Consider the following 18961-nt stretch of genomic DNA (forward strand, 5'->3'; position numbering starts at 1 on the left):
GATCAGTCATGCGCACCTTCAAGAAGGTCCTCACCGCTGCGACCGCTGCCGCGGCGCTCGGCGGGGCCGTCGTCGCCACCGCCTCGCCCGCCATGGCGGCGGGACGCAACGGGGTCTGCGACCCCGGCGAGTTCTGCCTCTACTTCAACAGCAACCAGGGCGGTTCGGTCTCGGACTTCACCGGGTCGGTCGCCGACTACGGCGCCAAGCAGCCGTCCTGCTACGACTTCAAGGGCCCGGGCAACGGCAAGGGCGTGTGCGTCAAGAACAACGCGGCCTCGGTGTGGAACCGCAGCGGCCAGACCGTCCGCGTCTACTTCAACAGCCGCTATGGCGGCCACTCCCAGGACTTCGGTTCGGGCGCGCGGGGCAACCTGGACTCCACGCTGAAGAACGAGAACGCCTCGCACCAGTTCCTCGGCTCCAACCCGCCGTCGTCGAAGACGAACATGTCGTACGCGCTGTACCAGACCGGCGGCGGACGGATCACCTGCGGCTTCGACGGCTACACGAGCACCCCCGGACGCCACGAGGGCATCGACATCGCCCGCGGCATCGGCTCGAACGTGCACGCCCTGGTCTCCGGGCAGGTCATCAACGTCGTCTGGGGGCACACCGGCTCGGGCGGCCTCTCCACGATCGCGGTCTACAACTCCTCGCTGGGCAAGACGATCATCTACCTGCACTCCGCCCCGTCGGGCTCGCTGCGCATCGGCCAGTCGATCAGCAGGGGCCAGGTCATCGCCGTCGAGTCGTACCGCGGGATCTCGTCGTCCGGCGGCGCGCACACCCACGTCGAGATGCGGCCGGGCCGCACGACGCTCGCGGCGAAGAGCGTCAGCGACTGGCACCTCGACAACCCGAACCCGACCTCGTTCTGGATCTCCCAGGGCTACAACGTCCGATGACGCGTCCCGGGCTACTCGAGCGAAGGATGGGTGTGTCGATGCGAAGGACCGCACGGATGGTCCCGGGGCTCACCGCGGCGACCGCGGCGGTGGCGCTCGGCGGAGCGGTGCTCGCCACCGCCTCGCCCGCCATGGCGGCGGGACGCGACGGAGTCTGTGACAGCGGCGAGTTCTGTTACTACTTCAACAGCAACAACAACGGCTCGCTCTCGGACTTCACCGGGTCGGTCGCCGACTACGGGGCCAAGCAGCCGTCCTGCTACGACTTCAAGAGCGCCGGAACCGGCAAGGGCGTGTGCGTCAAGAACAACGCCGCGTCGGTGTGGAACCGGAGTGGCAAGACCGTCCGCGTCTACTTCAACAGCCGCTACGGCGGCCACTCCCAGGACTTCGCTCCGGGCGCCCGCGGCAATCTCGACGCCACGCTGAAGAACCAGAACGCCTCGCACCAGTTCCTGGGCTCCACCACTCCGCCGCCGTCCGGCTGCAAGACCGACGGCACGAACAGCAAGGCCCCGTCGTCGATCCTCGTGTACCGGGTGTCGCAACGGCGCGTGGAGCGGGTGGACTTCAGGACGTACGTCAAGAACGTCCTGCCCAACGAGTGGGTGCCGAGCTGGCCGAGGGAGTCGCTCAGGGCCGGGGCGATGGCCGTCAAGAGCTACGGCTGGTACTGGGCGATGCACTCGACGCGCAAGACGTCCTGGGGCGCGTGCTTCGACGTCTACGACACCACGTCGAGCCAGGTGTACCGTCCGGGGTCCGCGACGGGGTCCACCAGCGCCGCCGTGGACGCGACGTGGGGCACCCGGATGACCCGGAGCGGAGCCGTCTTCCAGGCCCAGTACTGCTCCAAGCCGACCGCGTGCGGCGCATGGCGGGACGGGGAGTGGTTGTCGCAGAACGGCTCGCGCGACAAGGCCAACGCGGGCTGGAGCTACAGCGGCATCCTGAAGTACTACTACCGCGGGATCGCCCTCTCCTGATCCCGTCAAAGCCGACATCCCTGGTTCTCCGCCGCGGCTCCCGCGTCGCGGCGGAGGACTAGGGTTCGTCGACGATGATCTGAAGGTTGACCGGGCGTTTTCCGGGGAACGCGACCGTGCCCGTCGCGTCCAGCATCTTGAACCGCAGGTAGCACAGGCCCGCTTTGCCCGGCGTGACGACGTCGGTGGAGATGTCGACCAGCTCGCCGGGCCGTGTGTCGTTGATCGGGATGTTGGTGGCCGTCTGGCACTGGTCGGGGTGTTGCGGCAGGTCGAGCCGGACCAGCGAGTACCCCTTCCATGGCACGGTCCCGATGTTCTTGAGCCGCCAGACCTTGGTGACGGTCTTGCCCGCGGGGACGTGCGTGCAGTCGGACAACGTGACGTCGGCGACGAAGATGGACTCGTCGCCGTCGTGCGCGGGCGGGGTGTCCGACGGCTGCGGCGCTTTCACCGGGCAGGACTGAGCGGCCTCCGCCGTCGCGCCGGACGGGTTCAGGTCGTGTCCGGCGGGCGCGAAGGAGCCGCGGGTGAAGGCCACCGCGCAGATGACGACCGTCCCCACGGCGCCCGCCGCGAACACGGCCGTGAGCGGACGAGTCAGACGGAACCGTCCTCGCCGTTCCGTCGCCGGGACGGCGAGCAGGACGTCACCGGCGATCGGCTCGACCTGCCGGGTCTGCACCGCGCCGCCGCCGTCCGCCAGCAGAACCTCGCCGCTGAGCTGGTCGGACGCCTGGATCTCGCCCGCGGGCCCATCGGACGGCCGTCCCTTTCCGAACCCGAGCGCTTCGCCGAACGCCTCGTCCGCAGCGCCGTTACCAACGCCGTGCCCAATGCTGTTTCCGTCGCCGTTCGCAGCGTCGTTCTCGATGCCGTTCGCAGCATCGTGCGTGGCGCTGTTCGCAGCGTCGTGCCCGGTGCTTCCTGCGGCGGCGTTCGCTGTGTCCTCGGCGGTGCCGTCCGCCGGGATGTCCACGATGGGGTGGCCCCCGGTGGTCACGGACCTGACCGTGAGGTTCGCCTTCTCCCAGCGTTCGCGGAACGCTTCGGGCTCCCCGCCGCACGCCTTGACGAACTCGACGGTGGTGGCCCAGCTCGGGAGCCGGTTGCCCCGCGTGGCCTCGTGAAGTGTCGCGTGCGAGATCGCCCTTGACCGGCCGGACATCTCCCGGAAAGAGGGATTGCCCACGGAGTTGCGCAGTTCCCGCAGAACTGCCGCGAAGTGCTCAATCGCCTCCGCTCGCTCACGCATGCGGTCCACCGAGTGAAGCTAACAGCGGCCACACGTTTTACTCAAGCTTGAACTTCCGCCCTGCGGACGAACCCCAGCCGACCGGTAGGCGCATCCTCGGTGTCCCCTCGGTAACCGTCAGGTCAGGGCATCGTCCGAACCGCCGCGCCACCCCCGTCCACCTGCGCGGACAGAGGTGATCCGGCGTGCGGTGAGCGCGTTCAGCGGGACGGCATGCGGGCCTCGACGTCGGCCAGGGCTTCGGGAGTGAGGTTCCGGAGGAACGGGACGACGACGGTCAACGCGGCGACGGCGAAGGCTCCGAACGCCACCCGGTATCCCACCGCCTGGGCGAGCGCGCCGGCCGCGGCCGACCCCAGGGGCAGGGGCCCCCATCCGAACAGCCGGGACGCCGCGCTGAAACGGCCCATCATGTCCGGCGGCACCAGGGTCTGGCCGATGGTCCGCGCGTTGACCACCCACAACGTGCTGCCGAGACCGCCGAGGAACGCCGCCGCGCCCGTGGCCCAGACGTTCGCGGTGACGGCCGGGACGGTCACCATCGAGGCCGCGGCGAAGATGTTGGCGAACATCGCCCAGCGGCGGCCGAGCAGGCGGTTGACCAAGCCCACGACGAGCGTGCCGACCAGTCCACCGACGCCGAGGGCGCCGACCAGCGCGCCGTAACCGGTGGGGCTCAGCGCCCACACCCGCGTCGCGACCAGCGGCATCAGCGCGAACCACGCGGCCCAGCAGGTCACCAGGACGGTGACCGACAGGGAAAGCGTTCGAAGTAGCCGGTGCCGCCACAGAAAACTCACCCCCTCGCCGATCTGCCGGTTGACCGAGACCTTCGGTCCGCCGTCGGCCCGGACGACCCTGAACCGGCCGACCAGCAGGGGCAGGAGCGCCGTCGCCGCCAGGTAGCCGCCGGCGGACACCCCGAGCGCCAGGCTCGCGCCGACCGCCACGAGCATGCCGCCGACGAAGGGACCGACGAACTCGTTGGCCACCGTCTCCACGCCGGTCATCACCGCGTTGACGCGCTCTCGTCCCTCGGGTGCGACGGCGTCGGGGACGAGCGCGGAGGCCGACGTCAGCGCGATGACCTCCGCCACGCCGAGGACCGCCGCGCAGGCGAAGAGCAGCGGCAGGCCGATCGCGTCCGACGCGACGGCGGCCATGAGGACGCCGACCGCCGCGACGCGGAGGGCGTTCGCCGTCCACAGCAGCCGCCGCCGGTCGGCGCGGTCGACCAGGACGCCGATGTGCAGCGAGACCAGGAGCCAGGGCAGCGTCATGGTGAACAGGACCCCGGAGACCAGCGCCGGAGACCTCGTCAGCGAGCTGGCGAGCAGCGGCAGCGCGACCTTGGTGACGCCGTCGGTCAGGTTCGTCACGGCGGTGAAGGCCACCAGCACCCGGGCGTTGCGTCCACTCGCGTCGGCGGACGTCCGTTGACGCTCGCCAACGTCAAGGACGACATCGACGCCGACCGCCTCCTTCTGGTCCTGCATCACAACTCTCCTGCACGGTGCGTCGATCTGGGGAGCCGCCAGATTCACACTCCGGCCCAGCGCAGGGCCAACAGTTCGGCGCGGCCCCGAACCGTCGGCCGTCCCGGGGCGCGGCTACCGTGGACGGCGCCAGTGGGCGTACACGGCCACCAGGGGAAAGGGGTGCCCGTTGCGGCTGAACCTGGTCGCGGAGACTCAGGACCTGGGCCACACCAGGATCGCGGTGTCCCCCTTGCAGAACCTGGTCATCGGTTTCTGGGGACACCAGCCCTCACGCGAGGCACGGGCGTGGCAACGGGCCCGCCGACGGCTCGTCCCGCACGCCGCCGCACCGCTCCTGGAACTGATCAACGCGCACCCCTGGTACGTGCCCGACTTCCTCACGCCGGTGCTCCCCGCGCCGCGGGACGGGGCGGGTCCTTCGTTCGCCACCGAGCTGGAGGCCCTGCGCTCCCTCACCGAGGCGCGGATCCTGGAGGACCTCCGGTACGTCGACGCCCTCCCCCGGGCACCGCGCAGCGTGCGCGAGCTGCGTGAGGGATCGGGTCGCCGTCTGGCCGGGCTGGTCGACGGGGCCCGCTCGCTGTTCCGCGCCTGCCTGGCCGAGGACTGGCCGGGGATCGAGCAGCGGCTGCGCGCGGACATCGCCCAGCGCGGAGCCCAGATGGCCACCGCCGGGCCCGCGTCCATGCTGTCCGGCCTGAGCTCCCGGCTCACCTGGCGCGACGACGCCACGCTGACGCTCACGTTCAACGCATGCCGCCGGACGCACGGTCCCGAGGAGAGGACCATCAGCCTGTCCGGCCACGGACTGCTCCTCATGCCGAGCCCGTTCACCGGTCCGGATTCGCTCGCCATCACGGGGTCGGTGACCTCCTCCCGCCAGGCCGTCATCGCCTACCACGCCACCGCCCCGACGCCCGGCCCCGCGCACGGACGCGACGCCCTCACCGTCCTCGTCGGCCGCGGACGGGCCCGCGCGCTGCGCGCCGTCCAGGGAACCGCCACCACCACCGAACTCGCCGGACGTCTCGGAGTCGGGAAGTCCACGGCGTCCGAGCACGCGTCCGCCCTTCGCGCGGCGGGTCTGATCACCACCCACCGCGCCGGACGGAGCGTCCGGCACACCACCACCGAACTCGGCCGACGCCTCCTGGCCGACGGCGGTCCCCTGGACTGACGCCCGGGCAGCGCGGGACCTTTCGGTCAGACTGGCCGGAACGCGCACCCCTCTACCCAAGAGCTCCCGAGGTGGGGCATGATCCCCGAACAGACCGGGTCTGCCCCCCGGCCGGTCCATCGGTCCGCCCCTGGAGGAGCCTTGTCCCGTTCCATCCGCGCACCACGCCTCGCGCTGGCCGCCGTCGGCGCGGTCGTCACCGCGTCCGGCCTCGCCGCCACCCCCGCGCTCGCCGCGCCCGGCGCGAACACCACCAGCGCCACCGGCCAGATCTTCATGGTCAACCCCGTCCAGTCCTCGGGGAACGAGGGGCTGACGGACGGCAAGGACGCCGCCTCGGCCGTCCCCGCCTCCGCCTACACCACGGTCGCCCTCCGGAACCTGGACGGCAGCGGCAACCTCTCCGGCCGGTGGGCCGTCGTCCGTTCGGAGACCGGCGCGCCCGCGTTCTCGACCACCGGCGACTTCCGGTTCACCCGCGACGCCGACCAGTTCGAGCAGGTCATGGCCTACTTCTGGGTCAACGAGGCCCAGGAGTACCTGCAGGGCCTCGGCTTCGGCTCCGAGCTGCCGGGCGCCAACGACAAGCCCCAGAACGTCCGGATCAACCAGTGGGGCTCCGACAACTCCTTCTTCACCGACAAGAAGAACGAGATCCGCTTCGGCAAGGGCGGCGTGGACGACGCCGAGGACGCCGAGGTGGTCGTCCACGAGTACGGGCACGCCGTGCACGAGGCCCAGGTGCCGGGGTTCGGCACGTCGGAGGAGGCCGGCGCGATCGGCGAGGCCTGGGGTGACTACCTGGGCGTCGAGGTGGGCCTGGCCGCGGACGCCCGGTACGGCTGGCCGCGCCTGACCCCCGAGCCCTGCGTCGCCGACTGGGACTCCACCGGCTACACCTCCGGCACCCCGCACTGCCTGCGCCGCCTCGACACCGGGAAGGTGTACGGCGACAAAGTGGGCGAGGTGCACGCCGACGGCGAGATCTGGTCCAACGCCCTGTGGGACATCCGCCAGGCCCTCGGCGCCCGCGTCGCCGACCGGATCATCGTCAACGCCCAGTTCTCGTTCGCGCCGGACACCAGCTTCAGCGCCGCCGCGAAGACCACGGTCGCCACGGCCCGCACCATGTACGGCGACCAGGCCGCCGAGACCGTCCGCCGCGCCTTCGCCGCCCGGCAGATCCCCGGCCTCTGACACCTCCGTCCGAGGACGCCCCCGCACTAGCCGAGTAGCGCGGAACGCCTTCCCGGTCGGCATCTCCCGGCCCGCCCCGCTCATGCGTGGGCGGGCCGGTCCCCGCGAACACCCCGCCCTTCCTCTCCGTGAAGAACCGCTGACTCTCGGAGAACTGCAACACAATGCTGCTCGGATCCCCCTCGCCTCCGGGCACCACCCTCGCAACCCCGGTGACCGCCCGCGCGCTCCAGGCACTGCCCTCGCACACCAAGGCACCGCTTCGTGCCCCTGGGCGCCGCCCTCGCGGCGCGCAAAACCGCCGCATCGGCGCTGCCATCATCAGGCGTATGGGTGCGTGGGTGTACGTCCGTGGGTGGCTGGAGTTCTCGGGGCAGGAGGCCGAGGCGAAGCGGATCATCCAGGCCGAAGGCGGCGAAGGATGGAGCTTTCCTGAGGGCGGCTGGCTGGACGCGGCGTGCTTCGCCCGGGCCGTCCGCTCGCCCGACGAGGTGCTCGCGCTGGTCCGGAGGGTCGCGGCGCTCCCGGCCACCGACGAGGACGGCGACCGGGTGAGCGGGCTCCTCCTCGTCTTCGACGAGCGCGACGGAACCGGCCAGGCCGAATGGCAGGTCAGGGACGGTCAGGTGTTCGTCGATCGGGCGCCGTCCCGCTACGACTACCTCCGGCGCTGACCGAACCCGCGAGCGCGCTCGAAGACACAGGTCACAGACCGTCTACATGGCTCTTCACCTCCCACACGGCCATCTTGTATACAAGTCGCATATTCTTAGGATGCAAGTATCCCCCGAACGAGAGATCCCCGCCGCGATGCCCGGACCCGACGAACCGCGTCCCGCCACGTCCGCCTGGCGGCCCGTCGCCGCCGCGATGTTCTGCTGCGGGTGGGCGGGCAACCAGTTCACGCCGCTGCTGGTGATGTACCGGAAGCTGGGCGGCTACTCGCCCCTCACCGTGGACGCGATGCTCGGCGCGTACGTCCTCGGCCTGGTCCCAGGCCTGCTGGTCGGCGGCCCGGCCTCGGACCGTTACGGACGCAGGCCGCTGATGCTCCTCGGGACGGCCCTGTCGGCGATCGCGTGCGCGGTGCTCGCCGCCGGTCCCCTCGGCGTCGGCCCGATCTTCCTGGGCAGGATGCTGACGGGCGTGGCGGTCGGCGTCGCGATGGCGGTCGGCACGAGCTGGGTCAAGGAACTCTCCGGGGCTCCCTTCGATCCGGACGCGGCACCCGCCGCGGGCGCACGACGGGCGTCGCTGGCGCTCACGGCCGGGTTCGGGATGGGGGCGGGTGTCGCGGGTGTCCTGGCTCAGTGGGCTCCGTGGCCCATGGTGCTCCCCTACCTGCCGCCGATCGCACTCTCCATCGCGGTGCTGATGATGTTGCCGAAGGTGCCACAACTGTCTCCTGGACGAATCGAAGGACCGCTCTGGCGGGATCTGCGCGTTCCGGCCGCCGGGCACCGGCGGTTCGTCAGGGTCGTGCTCCCCACGGCCCCGTGGATCTTCGGCGCGGCCGGTATCGCCTACGCCATCACCCCTCAGCTGGAAGCCGACCGGATGGGCACCTGGCAGCTCGTCTACGCGACGGCGCTGACCGTCCTCACGTTGGGGACGGGCGTGGCCGTCCAGCCCATCGCCAAGCGGCTTGACTCTGTTTCCTCCGCGCGCGGCGCGATGGTCGCCTTGGGCCTCGTCGGCTTGGGCACGCTCATGGCCGCGCTGAACGCCGGTCCCCGTTCGCCCTGGGCAGGGCTGGCCTTGGCGGTCGTCCTAGGAGCGGGCTACAGCATCGGACTCGTCAACGGACTTCTGGAAATCCAGCGCATCGCCACCGGACGGGACCTGGCCGGGCTCACTGGCGTGTTCTACGCCCTCACCTACACGGGCTTCCTCCTGCCCGCCACGCTGGCACTTCTCTCTTCTGCCCTCTCCTACACCGTCCTTCTGCTTCTGGTGACGGCCGTCGTGCTCGCCTGCCTGACCGTCGTGGCGACCAACTCTCGCCGCCACCTCCCTCAGAGCAAGTTCGCGGGCACCCCGCAGAGCACGCTGCGCTTGGACCGAGCAGACGCGCAGGCATGAGCCAGGACCAGACGGGCACACAGGGCCCACGCCCCCACGTATACGAGCCAGGCGCAGGTGGACGCGCAGGCCCGAGGGGCGGACGGAGCGTCCTGCGTCCCCAGTGCGCTCCAGACGCTGAAAGCAGCGCGCGATCTGCGGGACGATGACGATATGACCATGCGCACCCCCGCCGCCGAACGCGCGTACTCGCATGTGAGGCGGCGCCTCCTGGACGGCACGCATCCCGGCGGCACGCTGCTGTCCGAGGGGGCGCTGGCCGACCAGCTGGACATCTCCAGGACCCCGGTACGCGAAGCGCTGCACCGGCTGGAAGCCGAGGGATTCCTCCGGCTCTACCCGAAGCGCGGCTGGCTGGTCGTCCCTGTGACCTTGGCCGAAGGCCGGGAAACGATGGAGGCCCGCCTGCTCCTGGAGCTGTTCGCGCTCGACCGTGTCGCCGCCATGGGCACGGACAGGCTCCAGGAACTGGGGCACGCGCTCGCCCCGGACGCCGACCCCAGCCGTCCCGTCCGGGACGACGATTTCGTCGACATGGGCGCGTCCTTCCACAACCGGCTCCTGGCGGCGGCGGGGAACTCCGTCGTCCAGGACATGTACGCGCGCCTGTGGAACAAGCAGCTCCGGCTCACGGCAGGCTCCGTCGCCGACCCGGACAACGCGGCCGAGGACGTCGAAGAGCACGGCCTGATCGCCGCCGCGCTCCGCGACGCGGACGCCCCGCGCGCGCGAAGACTGCTCCAGGAACATGCGGGCGGGATCCTCAGGCGGCTCGGCCTCGGCGGGCAGGACATCCGCCTGCCTCCCCCCGCAAACTGACCGACACCCGCATCACCCCTGCTCAACCGGCCTGACCGCGAAGTTATCCACAACTCGGAGCGGACGACGCGGGGTCTCCGGCGTCCGTGCCACCCTGGTGAGGACGCCCTCGGCCGCGAGGGCGCCGGAGAGAAGGGGCGGGATGGACTTCAGAGACGACGCCGAGCTCGACGCCTCCCAGGTCGAGGACGCGCGCGGCGGAGGCGGCGGTGGCATGCCGGGCGGCATGATCATCGGCGGCGGGGCCGTCGGTGTCGTCGTGACGATCGTCGCGCTGGTGTTCGGTCTCGACCTGACCGGCGGCTCCGGTTCCCACCCGACCGGCGGGCAGCGCCAGATCGGCTCCGGGTCGAACCTGGCCGCCAAGTGCCGCACGGGCGCGGACGCCGACCAGTCCGCCGACTGCCGCATCGTCGGCACCGTCAACAGCGTCCAGAAGTACTGGTCACGGGAGTTCACCGACCAGGGCCGCCGCTACTCGCCCGCGAAGACACGGCTCTTCAGCGGCGCCACCCAGACCGGTTGCGGCCACGCCACCTCGAGGGTCGGCCCGTTCTACTGCCCCGCCGACCACCGCGTCTACCTCGACCTGTCCTTTTTCGACGACCTCCAGCACGACTTCGGCGCGAAGGGCGGCCCGTTCGCGCAGGCGTACGTGGTCGGCCACGAGTACGGCCACCACATCCAGAACCTGCTCGGCACGATGACCAGGGTGAAGGCGAACGCGAAGGGCGCGACCGGCGGCTCCGTCCGCCTCGAGCTTCAGGCCGACTGCTACGCGGGCGCCTGGGCCAACCACGCCGTGTCCACCGGCTTCCTGACCCGCCTCACCCGAAGCGACATCAGCGACGCCCTGGACGCCGCCGGGGCCGTCGGCGACGACCGCATCCAGAAGCGCGCGCAGGGCCGCGTCGACCCGGAGGGCTTCACCCACGGCACCGCCGCCCAACGCCAGAAGTGGTTCTCAACCGGCTACCAGACAGGAGATCCCAGCCGATGCGACACCTTCTCCGGCTCCATCTGAGCCGTCCCGCCACCACCCGAGGACGCCCATGACCAGGCACCACCAAGCCGATCGCCGACACCCGGCGCCCGAGACGTCCGCCATACCCGGATTCCCAGCATCCGCTCCCCGCACGCCCTCGCTCCTAGGCGACACCGGCCGGGCCCGGGCGGCGACCACGCTGCCCACGGCCCCCGAGACCGTAGACTCGAAACCGTGATCTTCAAGGCGGTCGGTGACGGAAAGCCCTATCCGGAGCACGGCCTGTCCTCCCGTGACTGGGCCAAGATCCCTCCGCGCCAGGTCCGGCTCGACCAGCTCATCAGCACCAAACGCGAGCTCGACCTGCAGTCCCTCCTGGCCAAGGACTCCACCTTCTACGGCGACCTGTTCCCCCACGTCGTCCACTGGAAGGGCGAGCTCTACCTGGAGGACGGCCTGCACCGAGCCCTCCGCGCCGCCCTGCAGCAACGCCTCGTCCTGCACGCCCGCATCCTGGACCTGGACGTCGTCGACCTGGGCGACCCCGGCTGATCCACAGCAAGCGCCTTCCCCGGAGGCCGTCCACGCCTCCACCCGCCCATCTCCCCCAACCGCACCCAACGCCAGGCCGACTCCGGTCAGCCGAAGGCGAGCACACGCTTGCCCACAAGGCGCGAGACACGCCCTGACCAAGCCCCCCGTGCCGCGCCGGCTGAAGCCCAAGGCAAGGCGACGACGGCGCCCTGAACGGCGGCAGGACTGGGCCCTGGATCAGAGCCTCTCGGTCGCATCGCTCGCCCGTCCGACGTCAGCGCTTCGCGTAAGCCCTCCGCTTCAGCCCTCCGCCTCCGCGCTTCGCGTCCGCCCTCCGCGTTCGCGCTCCGCCTCCGCGCCCGCGCTTCGCGTCCGCCTCCGTGTTCGGGCTTCGCGTCCGCCTCCGTGTTCGGGCTTCGCGTTCGCCTCCGCGTTCGCGCTTCGCGTTCGCGCTTCGCGTCAGCGGGCTCGAGCGGGCTCGCGAACGGACTCCATGGCGCCGGACTCGACCAGGCGCGCGAACTCAGCCTCGGCAACCGTCCCGCTGGGCCGCACGAACCGCGGCCGCGAGGCCAGCAGGCCGAGGATCACCTCGGGCACGATCAGGACGAACAGCAGGCCGAGGGAGATCGTCCAGCCGCCGGTCAGGTCGTGCAGCAGGCCGACGGCCAACGGGCCCACCCCGGCGAGCAGATAGCCCGCGGTCTGCGCCATCCCCGACAGGCGCGCGGCGACCATCGGGCTCGGCGAGCGCAGGTTGAGCAGGGTGAACGCCAGCGGGAACGCGCTGCCGGTGCCGAGGCCGAGGAAGGCCACCCACAGCCACCCGGCGGACGGCGCGACGAGCAGGCCGCCGATGCCCAGGACCATCGTCGCGGCGACCACGATCACCAGCGCGCCCTGACGGCGCATCCGGGCCGCCGCGACCGGAGCCGCGAAGCCCAGCGGGATACCGATCAGCATCATCACCGAGACCATCGCGCCGGCCTCGCCCGCCGCGAACCCGTGGTCCTGCATGATCTGCGGGAGCCACGACATCAGGACGTAGAACATCAGCGACGCCAGTCCCATGAACCCGGCGACGGCCCAGGCCAGCGGCGACCGCAACAGCGAGCCCTCAGCACCAGCGGAACGGTCGGCGGCGGGCTCCGCATTGACCGAACGCCGATCGCGGCGCGTCCGGAGTGCCAGCGGCCCCCAGGCCAGGGCCCCGACCAGCGACGGGACGGCCCACACGGCCAGAGCCAGGCGCCACCCGCCCGTGCTGTCCAGCGGCACGGCCAGCCCTGCGGCGATCGCACCGCTGCTCGCCATCAGCATCATCATGAGGCCGGTCAGCGAGCCCACCCGGCGCGGGAAGGCGCTCTTGATCATCGCGGGCATCAGGACATTGCCCATCGCGATGCCCGCGCCCGCGAGCACCGTCCCCCCGAACAGCGCCATCTGCGCGGGAACGACCCGCAGCACGATCCCACTCGTGATCAGGACCAGCGCGACCGTGATCGCCACCTCGGGTCCGACGCGCCGCGCGAGCACCGGGGCCATCGAGGCGAACACCCCGAGGCACAGCACGGGCAGCGTGGTCAGCACGCTGACCTCGATGCCGCTCAGGTGCAGCGACTCCTTCAGGTCACTGAGCACGGGCGCGACACCGGTGATCGCCGCCCGCAGGTTCACGGTCAGCAGGATGAGCCCGACAAGGGTCCAGATCGTCGTCAGCCGGGAAGCGGCCGGCGGAGTGGTCGATGCCTTGGTCTTCATGATCCTTCGGTTCCGGGCGCCGCCACAGCGGCGCCATCGTCGTGAATGTTCTGTCTGGTCAGCCTGGTTCCACGGCCAGACGCCGCCCCTGCCCGAAGCTCGACGTCCAACCCACGCGCGCCACGCAGAGCAAAGCGGCCCCACATCAGCGGCACCCCTGTTACGCATCGCACGCACTCGCCCCGGAGCCCTGCCTGGCGCGGGCCTACACGAGCCGCAGGCCCGTCCCACGAGCACCCCGCGCCCACATGCCGTGGGAGCCCGGTCCGCACATCAGGCCAGCCCAGCGCCCATACGCGGCGCGACAGGCGTCCCGCTGAATGAGCCAGCCCGATCCGCGCTGGACATGCTCGGGACCTGGCGCAGCCCCCGAACGCCACAGCGCGCCGCCCGGCCAGCGAGCATCGCCAGAAACCCCACCCACACAAGGCCGCTGGACGGCCCAGCACCCCATTCGTGCTGCGAGCTGCGTCCGTGCACCGGGCGAGCCCAGATGCAGGGTCAAGGGACCGACGAACCCCACTATTCGGAGCCCGTAGTGAGTCCGATCCGCGCGTCGCATGGATCTGGCACACCGGCCGGAGGCCGTTCCCCGGCGCGGCTCCATCGCCAACGCCCCGGGGCCTCTGGCTCTCGGCGAGACCGCTGGCACCCGCACGACGCGAGTCCCATGCCGCATCGGATCGCACCTGGTCACGGCGCATGCGTTGCCCTGAGGCGACGCATGTCACGCCGGGCGGACCGGTGTGCGGTCCAGGCGGATTCAGGAACCCTGCGTAGCGGCCGGCCAGCCTGAGTGTTCAGGACGGAGACCGGTCCGGGGTCTGGGGCCGGTCCGGGGTCAGGGAACGTCGGGGACGGAACGTTCGACTTCGTCGTCGGTGTTGTGGTCGTCCGCCTCGTCCATGATCTGGTCGAGACATCGGCGCGCGGCGGAGGCCGCGGCTTCGCTGTCACCCGCTGCGATGGCGGCGGCGATGGGTCCGTGAGGGATGTCGGCGTGTTCGACGACGGCTCCGGCGGCGCCGATGCTCGCCCGCAGGGCCGCGCTGAAGTCGCGGTACAGCTCGATCAGCATGCCGTTGTGGGTGGCCTCCACGACGGCTGTATGGAACGTGAGGTCGGCCTCGACGAACTCGGGGTGCTCGCGGGCCGACCACGCCTCGTCGCGCCGGGCGAGCGCCGCCTGGATCGTCGCGAGATCGGCCGGGGTCCGGCGGGCGGCGGCGAGCCGGGCCGCCTCCACCTCGAGGCCGCGCCGGATCTCCAGGGTCTCGACGAGCTCGGCCCGCTCGAGCCGGCGCCGCATGGCGCCGGACATCTCGCTGGTCGCGCGCACGTAGGTGCCGTCCCCCTGGAGGCTCTCCAGGATCCCGGCGTGGGTCAGGGCCCGGACGGCCTCGCGCACGGTGTTCCGTCCGACGCCGAGGCTCTCCGACAGCACCGGCTCGGGCGGGATCCGGCCGCCGACCGGCCACGTGCCCGCGACGATCTCGCCCTTGAGCTGCTCGATCACCTGCTCGACCAGGGACGAGCGGCGAGCTGTTCGCAGTGTCACGTTCCCCCTCCCGAGCAGTACTGGATGACTCCCAATGAGCCAATCATCCCATGTCTCCATGTTAGGACGTCCGCCCCCTGATCCGCCAACCCCGCGCGGAATCCCGGGATGTCGGCTACGTCACCACCCCATGACCCCGTGCGCGTGCGGCGGCCAAGATGAGGGAAACCGCCGCGATGTCCTGCGGAATCACGCCGACAGACTTGTAAAGCGTGATCTCGTCCGGACTCATCCGCCCCGGACGTGTGCCTTCGATTACTTCGCCCAGCTCAGCGCGGACATGGTCCGCCTTGATCAGGCCCTTCTCGAGCGGATCGGCGAGATCGAGGTTCGGTGGGACGGCCTCCAGCGCCGCCCGACGCGACTCCACGAACAGCGCGGATCCGGCGACGGTCGCGTCGTCCACCTCACGCCCGCGCGGGTTGTAGCCGACCGACGTGACATGCGTCCCGGGAGCGATCCACTCGCGCCGGATCACCGGCTCGACCGCGTAGGTCGCTCCGCACACGATGTCCGCGCCGTCACAGGCTTCCTTGTGGGACGCCACGGCGCGCACCGGAACCCCGCCGCCCGACATCTCTTCCGCAAACGCCCGCGACCGGTCGACATCGCGGCCCGCCACCCGGATCTCCCGCAACGGACGGGCGAACGGCAGCGCCTCCACGTGCGCTCGGGCCTGCGGTCCCGTCCCCAGGACGGCGGCGACCGAGGCGTCCGCACGGGCCAGCAGGCGCGCCGAAAGAGCCGCGCACGCCCCCGTCCGGGCCGCCGTGAGGTACGTCCCGTCCATGAACGCCGCGGGTTCTCCCGTTCGGGGGTCGAACGCGACGACGACCGCCTGACGAACCGGCAGGCCGCGCCCCGCGTTCCCCGGGAACACCGACACGAGCTTGCTGATCAGCATGTTCGCGGACGGCGCGTACCCGGGCATGTCGAGCAGCAGCGCGTCCGCCTCCGGCACGGGCGCCGCCGTGCGGGCGGGGACCTCGGCCCTGCCCGCCGAAAGATCGGCCATCGCGGGCGCCAAGGCGTCCACCAGCGCCCCGATGTCCAGCAACTCCTCGACGTCCGCCCGCGAAAGCACGATCACGGCCGAACCGTACCGCCCGCCTCCGACAATCCTGCGCCCGCCGCCACGCAGTCCCGGCATCCATCGCCCTGGAGTGGCCATCGGCCAGGACGTGGCATTCCGGACACCAGAAGACGATCGCGCCCGCCCGCAAAAGCCAGGCGGGCGGGCGCGGTCGCTACATGTCGCGGCGGATCAGACTCCGATGTCGCAGGGGGCGGTGCGAGGACGGGCCGCACGGAGACCCACGGCTTCGAGCGCCCGGCGGTAGGCCGTGGTGGCGGCGAAGGTGTCGCCCGCGAACTGGAAGAGGTCCCCCAGCTCGTGGAACAAACGTGCGGACGCGCGGCTCGCCGGAAGCTCGTCGAGCTGCACGGACGCGGCCCGAAGCACCACGAGCGCGGCCTTCGGGTCCTGCTGCGCCACTCGTGCGCGCGCGAGGACGAGGCGGGCCTGCGCCACCTTGTGCGTCCGTGCGGCGAAATCGGTGTCCGGTGGCGGGCCAAGGGTGCTGAGGCCGTCCTCGTGGGGCGCAGCCAGAGCCATGCCGGTTTCGAGGAATTCCTCCAGACCGGAGATCGCCTGTGCGGGCTGCCCGAGGATCACCAGCGCACGTGCCGTTTCAACGGTGCGCTCCGTGACCTCGGCGCCTTCCAGGTCCTCCGCACCCTGGAGGAGGCGCAGAGCCTCTTCGGCTGCGGCAGGGGACGCGCCCAACGGCATGTCCTCCCGGACCGATGTCTCGGAGGAGAACGCCGGGACACCGCGCAACAGGGCCTTCGCGGCAGCGAGGTCCAAACGCGCGAGCGCACGAGGACGAGTGCCCTCCCCACGCGCGGAGAGGGCCTGATCAGCGAAGTAGAGCGAGTCGCCGATCGCGTTCTGGTCGAGGGCGTTGACGCTGGCCCTCTGGTAGCAGGCGCTCAGCGTGGCGCCGTCCCCGGTGCGTCCGGCCTCTTCGGCTGCGAGCAGCGTCCGTCCGAGCGCGTGCGCCCGTTCGAACTCCGAGCGGTCCACATAGGCGAGCAGCAGCATGCGGCCCACCTCGATCCGCTCGTGCCCGCGCTCGAGACCGAGTTCGTCCAGGCGCGCGAGGGTGCGTTCACCCAGCGCGATGGCCTGGCCGAGGTCGCCGACCGCGTGGTAGCAGCGGGCCAGCGCGATCACGGGCGGAAGCCAGCTGGTGCGCCCGGGGTCGCGTTCGGCCTGCTCACGCAGTTCCTCGAAGAGGGCGATGGCGTCGTCGACCCGGCCGAGGCGCTCGAGCGCGTGGGCCTGTCCCTCGCGCGCCCGCGCGGTGAGGTCCGGGTCGTCGCTGCGCTTGATGACGTCCTCGAAGACGGACGCGGCGCCTCGCGGGTCACCGGCCAGCAGGGCCAGATGCGCGTGGCGTTCGCGAACCTCCAGGTGGGCGCGTTGCTCGGGCTCCACGCCCTCGGCGAGGTACTCGGGCGTGCAGCCGAGTCGCTCGGCCAGCATCCGCAGGACGGTGGGTGTGGGAGTCCGCTTGCCGGACTCGATCAACGAGATATAGCTGTCGGAGAGGTCGTGTCCGGCGAGCTGCGCCTGCGACAAGCGTCTGGTCAGCCGCAGGTTGCGGACGCGCTCCCCGACGTTGCCTGGACCCGGCATGAGCACTCACTTAGCGGAAGTAAACAGGCGGCTGGGGTTCCGACATAATTGCACATCGTCGGTTATCGCACGTCGAGAGTAACGAAGCGGTCCCAGTCGTCCCTAGATACGGCTTTGGCGGTGATAACGGTTCAACCCAGTAGATCATGCTCGACGGACGCCGCGCACGGAAGCCGTACCACGACCGCGAGACCTCGCCGGGCCCGCCCCGATCGGCCGTCCCGCGTGGGAATCGTCGTGCCCGCCGTCGAGAAGTCGCACGCCACACCGCGTGTCGCCCCGTCCACCCAGGGCTGCGGCCCGACCCGATCAGGTCATCGTGTGATGTAGATCACACTCGAGAGATCAGTCGTCGGAGGCGTTCTTGTTGGGGAAGATCATCTCGCAGACCTCCAGGTACAGCTGCTCCGGGTAGGGCAGGTACGGGACGGCCGAGAGGGCCTGGTCCTGACCGGCCGACTCCAGGACGAACTCGCCGTACCCGAGCATCCGGCCCGCGACGGTGCGTTTGAAGCTCATGTCGGTGACCTTCGCCAGCGGCATCATCGCGACCTTGCGCGTGATCAGGCCGGTGGTGAGCAGCATCCGCTGGTTGGTGATCACGAAGTAGTCGACCGACCACTCGGCCACCCGCCAGACGAACCAGGCGAGCAGGATCAGCCAGCCCCACCAGATCCAGCTGATCACCGTGCCGGCGTCGCTGGCGAGGGTGTTGCTGAGCACCCCGGCGAGGATCAGGCCGCCGAGGACGAGCCCGACCGGCAGCATCAGCACGGCCGGATGGCGCCGGACCGTGATGACCTGGGTCTCGTGCGGAAGCAGGTACTTGTTGACCGAAGCCGGAGCGGAGTCACCGGGCGTGACCAGGCGCATGTGAGACCTCAGCCGAGCGCGTCGAGGAAGGTGGCCAGGGAGTCCGCGGCGGAGGTCAGCCCGTCGGCGACGCGGGCGACCGCGCGCGCCGCGCCGTCGGGCTGCTGCACGAGGTAGACCACCGCGACCGCGGCGGCTGCCCAGGCGACGTACTTCTTGGCGGGCACTCATGCCTCCCTGAGCGGACGTCCCACAGACCCTCGGTCAGTTTCGCACAGCGTCCAGGCCCGGCAAAGCATTCGCGCGACGCCTCCGCCGCCGTGTCACCAGAACATGGCCCCAACGTTTCGGGGCGGCCGTTCGTTCTGTGGGGTGAGGGACGACGGAGACGGAAGGGTCAGGGGGTGTTGCCCAGTGAGGTGCGCGGTGAACGGCGCTTCTTCTCGGCGGCAACGACGGCGAGCACCTGAAGGTGCTTGCGCGCGACGCGCTCCACCAAATCCGGCGACGCCGCGCCGGTCACCTCGAGTGCCCCGAACCGCGCCGCGGCCACACACCGCTCCACGGTCCGTCCGTCGTGCACACCTGAGAACTCGCGGGCGAGACGCTCGCCGATCTCGCCGAATGGCGGTTCGGAGTTCGGACGCTGAGCCATGACGCATCCCCCAAGCTCGCTCCCCCTGCCC

18 protein-coding genes are annotated in these 18961 nt (G+C 71.0%); 9 read left to right on the plus strand and 9 right to left on the minus strand.

Annotated elements, in window-relative coordinates; all coding sequences use genetic code 11:
- Positions 1–8: 8 nt before the first annotated feature.
- Together P696_RS0110635 and P696_RS56855 are read left to right on the plus strand one after the other, a co-directional pair.
- Positions 9–908, plus strand: a complete 900-nt coding sequence (locus tag P696_RS0110635; RefSeq protein WP_026412330.1) for a peptidase inhibitor family I36 protein — start codon at positions 9–11, stop codon at positions 906–908.
- Positions 909–946: 38 nt separating this feature from the next.
- A complete protein-coding gene (locus P696_RS56855; RefSeq protein WP_170026400.1) occupies positions 947–1894 on the plus strand; it encodes a SpoIID/LytB domain-containing protein in 948 nt (315 codons plus the stop codon).
- 58 nt (positions 1895–1952) lie between these two features.
- Here P696_RS56855 and P696_RS52255 read toward each other — a convergent pair whose 3' ends face one another.
- The gene (locus P696_RS52255; protein WP_051467285.1) at positions 1953–3149 is read right to left on the minus strand and encodes an NBR1-Ig-like domain-containing protein; all 1197 of its coding nucleotides are present in this window, start codon (positions 3147–3149) and stop codon (positions 1953–1955) included.
- A gap of 200 nt (positions 3150–3349) precedes the next feature.
- A complete protein-coding gene (locus tag P696_RS0110650; RefSeq protein ID WP_084337215.1) occupies positions 3350–4645 on the minus strand; it encodes an MFS transporter in 1296 nt (431 codons plus the stop codon).
- A 169-nt stretch (positions 4646–4814) separates the two neighbouring features.
- Here P696_RS0110650 and P696_RS0110655 point away from each other — a divergent pair, with 169 nt between their 5' ends.
- The 7 genes from P696_RS0110655 (at position 4815) to P696_RS0110685 (ending at position 11460) form a co-directional block, all read left to right on the plus strand.
- A complete protein-coding gene (locus P696_RS0110655; protein WP_026412332.1) occupies positions 4815–5825 on the plus strand; it encodes an ArsR/SmtB family transcription factor in 1011 nt (336 codons plus the stop codon).
- A gap of 141 nt (positions 5826–5966) precedes the next feature.
- Positions 5967–7022 carry a M4 family metallopeptidase gene (locus tag P696_RS0110660; protein ID WP_026412333.1) on the plus strand — a complete coding sequence of 352 codons (1056 nt, stop codon included), beginning with the start codon at positions 5967–5969 and terminating at the stop codon, positions 7020–7022.
- A 329-nt stretch (positions 7023–7351) separates the two neighbouring features.
- Positions 7352–7696, plus strand: a complete 345-nt coding sequence (locus P696_RS0110665) for a hypothetical protein (RefSeq protein ID WP_026412334.1) — start codon at positions 7352–7354, stop codon at positions 7694–7696.
- A 100-nt stretch (positions 7697–7796) separates the two neighbouring features.
- Positions 7797–9104 carry an MFS transporter gene (locus P696_RS44630; RefSeq protein ID WP_245627599.1) on the plus strand — a complete coding sequence of 436 codons (1308 nt, stop codon included), beginning with the start codon at positions 7797–7799 and terminating at the stop codon, positions 9102–9104.
- Positions 9105–9257: 153 nt separating this feature from the next.
- The gene (locus tag P696_RS0110675; protein WP_026412335.1) at positions 9258–9923 is read left to right on the plus strand and encodes a GntR family transcriptional regulator; all 666 of its coding nucleotides are present in this window, start codon (positions 9258–9260) and stop codon (positions 9921–9923) included.
- A 142-nt stretch (positions 9924–10065) separates the two neighbouring features.
- On the plus strand, positions 10066–10947 hold the full coding sequence (ypfJ, locus tag P696_RS0110680) for a KPN_02809 family neutral zinc metallopeptidase (protein ID WP_026412336.1): 882 nt from the start codon (positions 10066–10068) through the stop codon (positions 10945–10947).
- A 195-nt stretch (positions 10948–11142) separates the two neighbouring features.
- The gene (locus P696_RS0110685; RefSeq protein ID WP_026412337.1) at positions 11143–11460 is read left to right on the plus strand and encodes a type II toxin-antitoxin system VapB family antitoxin; all 318 of its coding nucleotides are present in this window, start codon (positions 11143–11145) and stop codon (positions 11458–11460) included.
- 441 nt (positions 11461–11901) lie between these two features.
- Here P696_RS0110685 and P696_RS44635 read toward each other — a convergent pair whose 3' ends face one another.
- The 7 genes from P696_RS44635 to P696_RS0110720 form a co-directional block, all read right to left on the minus strand.
- Positions 11902–13203 carry a CynX/NimT family MFS transporter gene (locus P696_RS44635; protein WP_084337217.1) on the minus strand — a complete coding sequence of 434 codons (1302 nt, stop codon included), beginning with the start codon at positions 13201–13203 and terminating at the stop codon, positions 11902–11904.
- 841 nt (positions 13204–14044) lie between these two features.
- Entirely contained in the window at positions 14045–14761 is a 717-nt protein-coding gene (locus P696_RS0110695) for a FadR/GntR family transcriptional regulator (RefSeq protein ID WP_026412338.1), read from the minus strand.
- 115 nt (positions 14762–14876) lie between these two features.
- A complete protein-coding gene (locus P696_RS0110700; protein ID WP_026412339.1) occupies positions 14877–15851 on the minus strand; it encodes an ornithine cyclodeaminase family protein in 975 nt (324 codons plus the stop codon).
- A gap of 174 nt (positions 15852–16025) precedes the next feature.
- Complete coding sequence (locus P696_RS0110705) at positions 16026–17462, minus strand: helix-turn-helix domain-containing protein (protein WP_026412340.1); 1437 nt, start codon at positions 17460–17462, stop codon at positions 16026–16028.
- Between the two features lie 345 nt (positions 17463–17807).
- Complete coding sequence (locus tag P696_RS0110710; RefSeq protein WP_026412341.1) at positions 17808–18335, minus strand: PH domain-containing protein; 528 nt, start codon at positions 18333–18335, stop codon at positions 17808–17810.
- An 8-nt stretch (positions 18336–18343) separates the two neighbouring features.
- Positions 18344–18502 (minus strand): hypothetical protein, encoded by a 159-nt coding sequence (locus P696_RS55770; RefSeq protein ID WP_157429615.1) that lies wholly within the window; start codon positions 18500–18502, stop codon positions 18344–18346.
- Between the two features lie 170 nt (positions 18503–18672).
- Positions 18673–18930: a hypothetical protein gene (locus tag P696_RS0110720; RefSeq protein ID WP_026412342.1), complete on the minus strand. Its 258-nt coding sequence runs from the start codon at positions 18928–18930 to the stop codon at positions 18673–18675.
- Between the last annotated feature and the right edge of the window lie 31 nt (positions 18931–18961).

Origin of the sequence: Actinomadura oligospora ATCC 43269 (genome assembly GCF_000518265.1) — a bacterium.
GTDB classification, from domain to species: domain Bacteria; phylum Actinomycetota; class Actinomycetes; order Streptosporangiales; family Streptosporangiaceae; genus Spirillospora; species Spirillospora oligospora.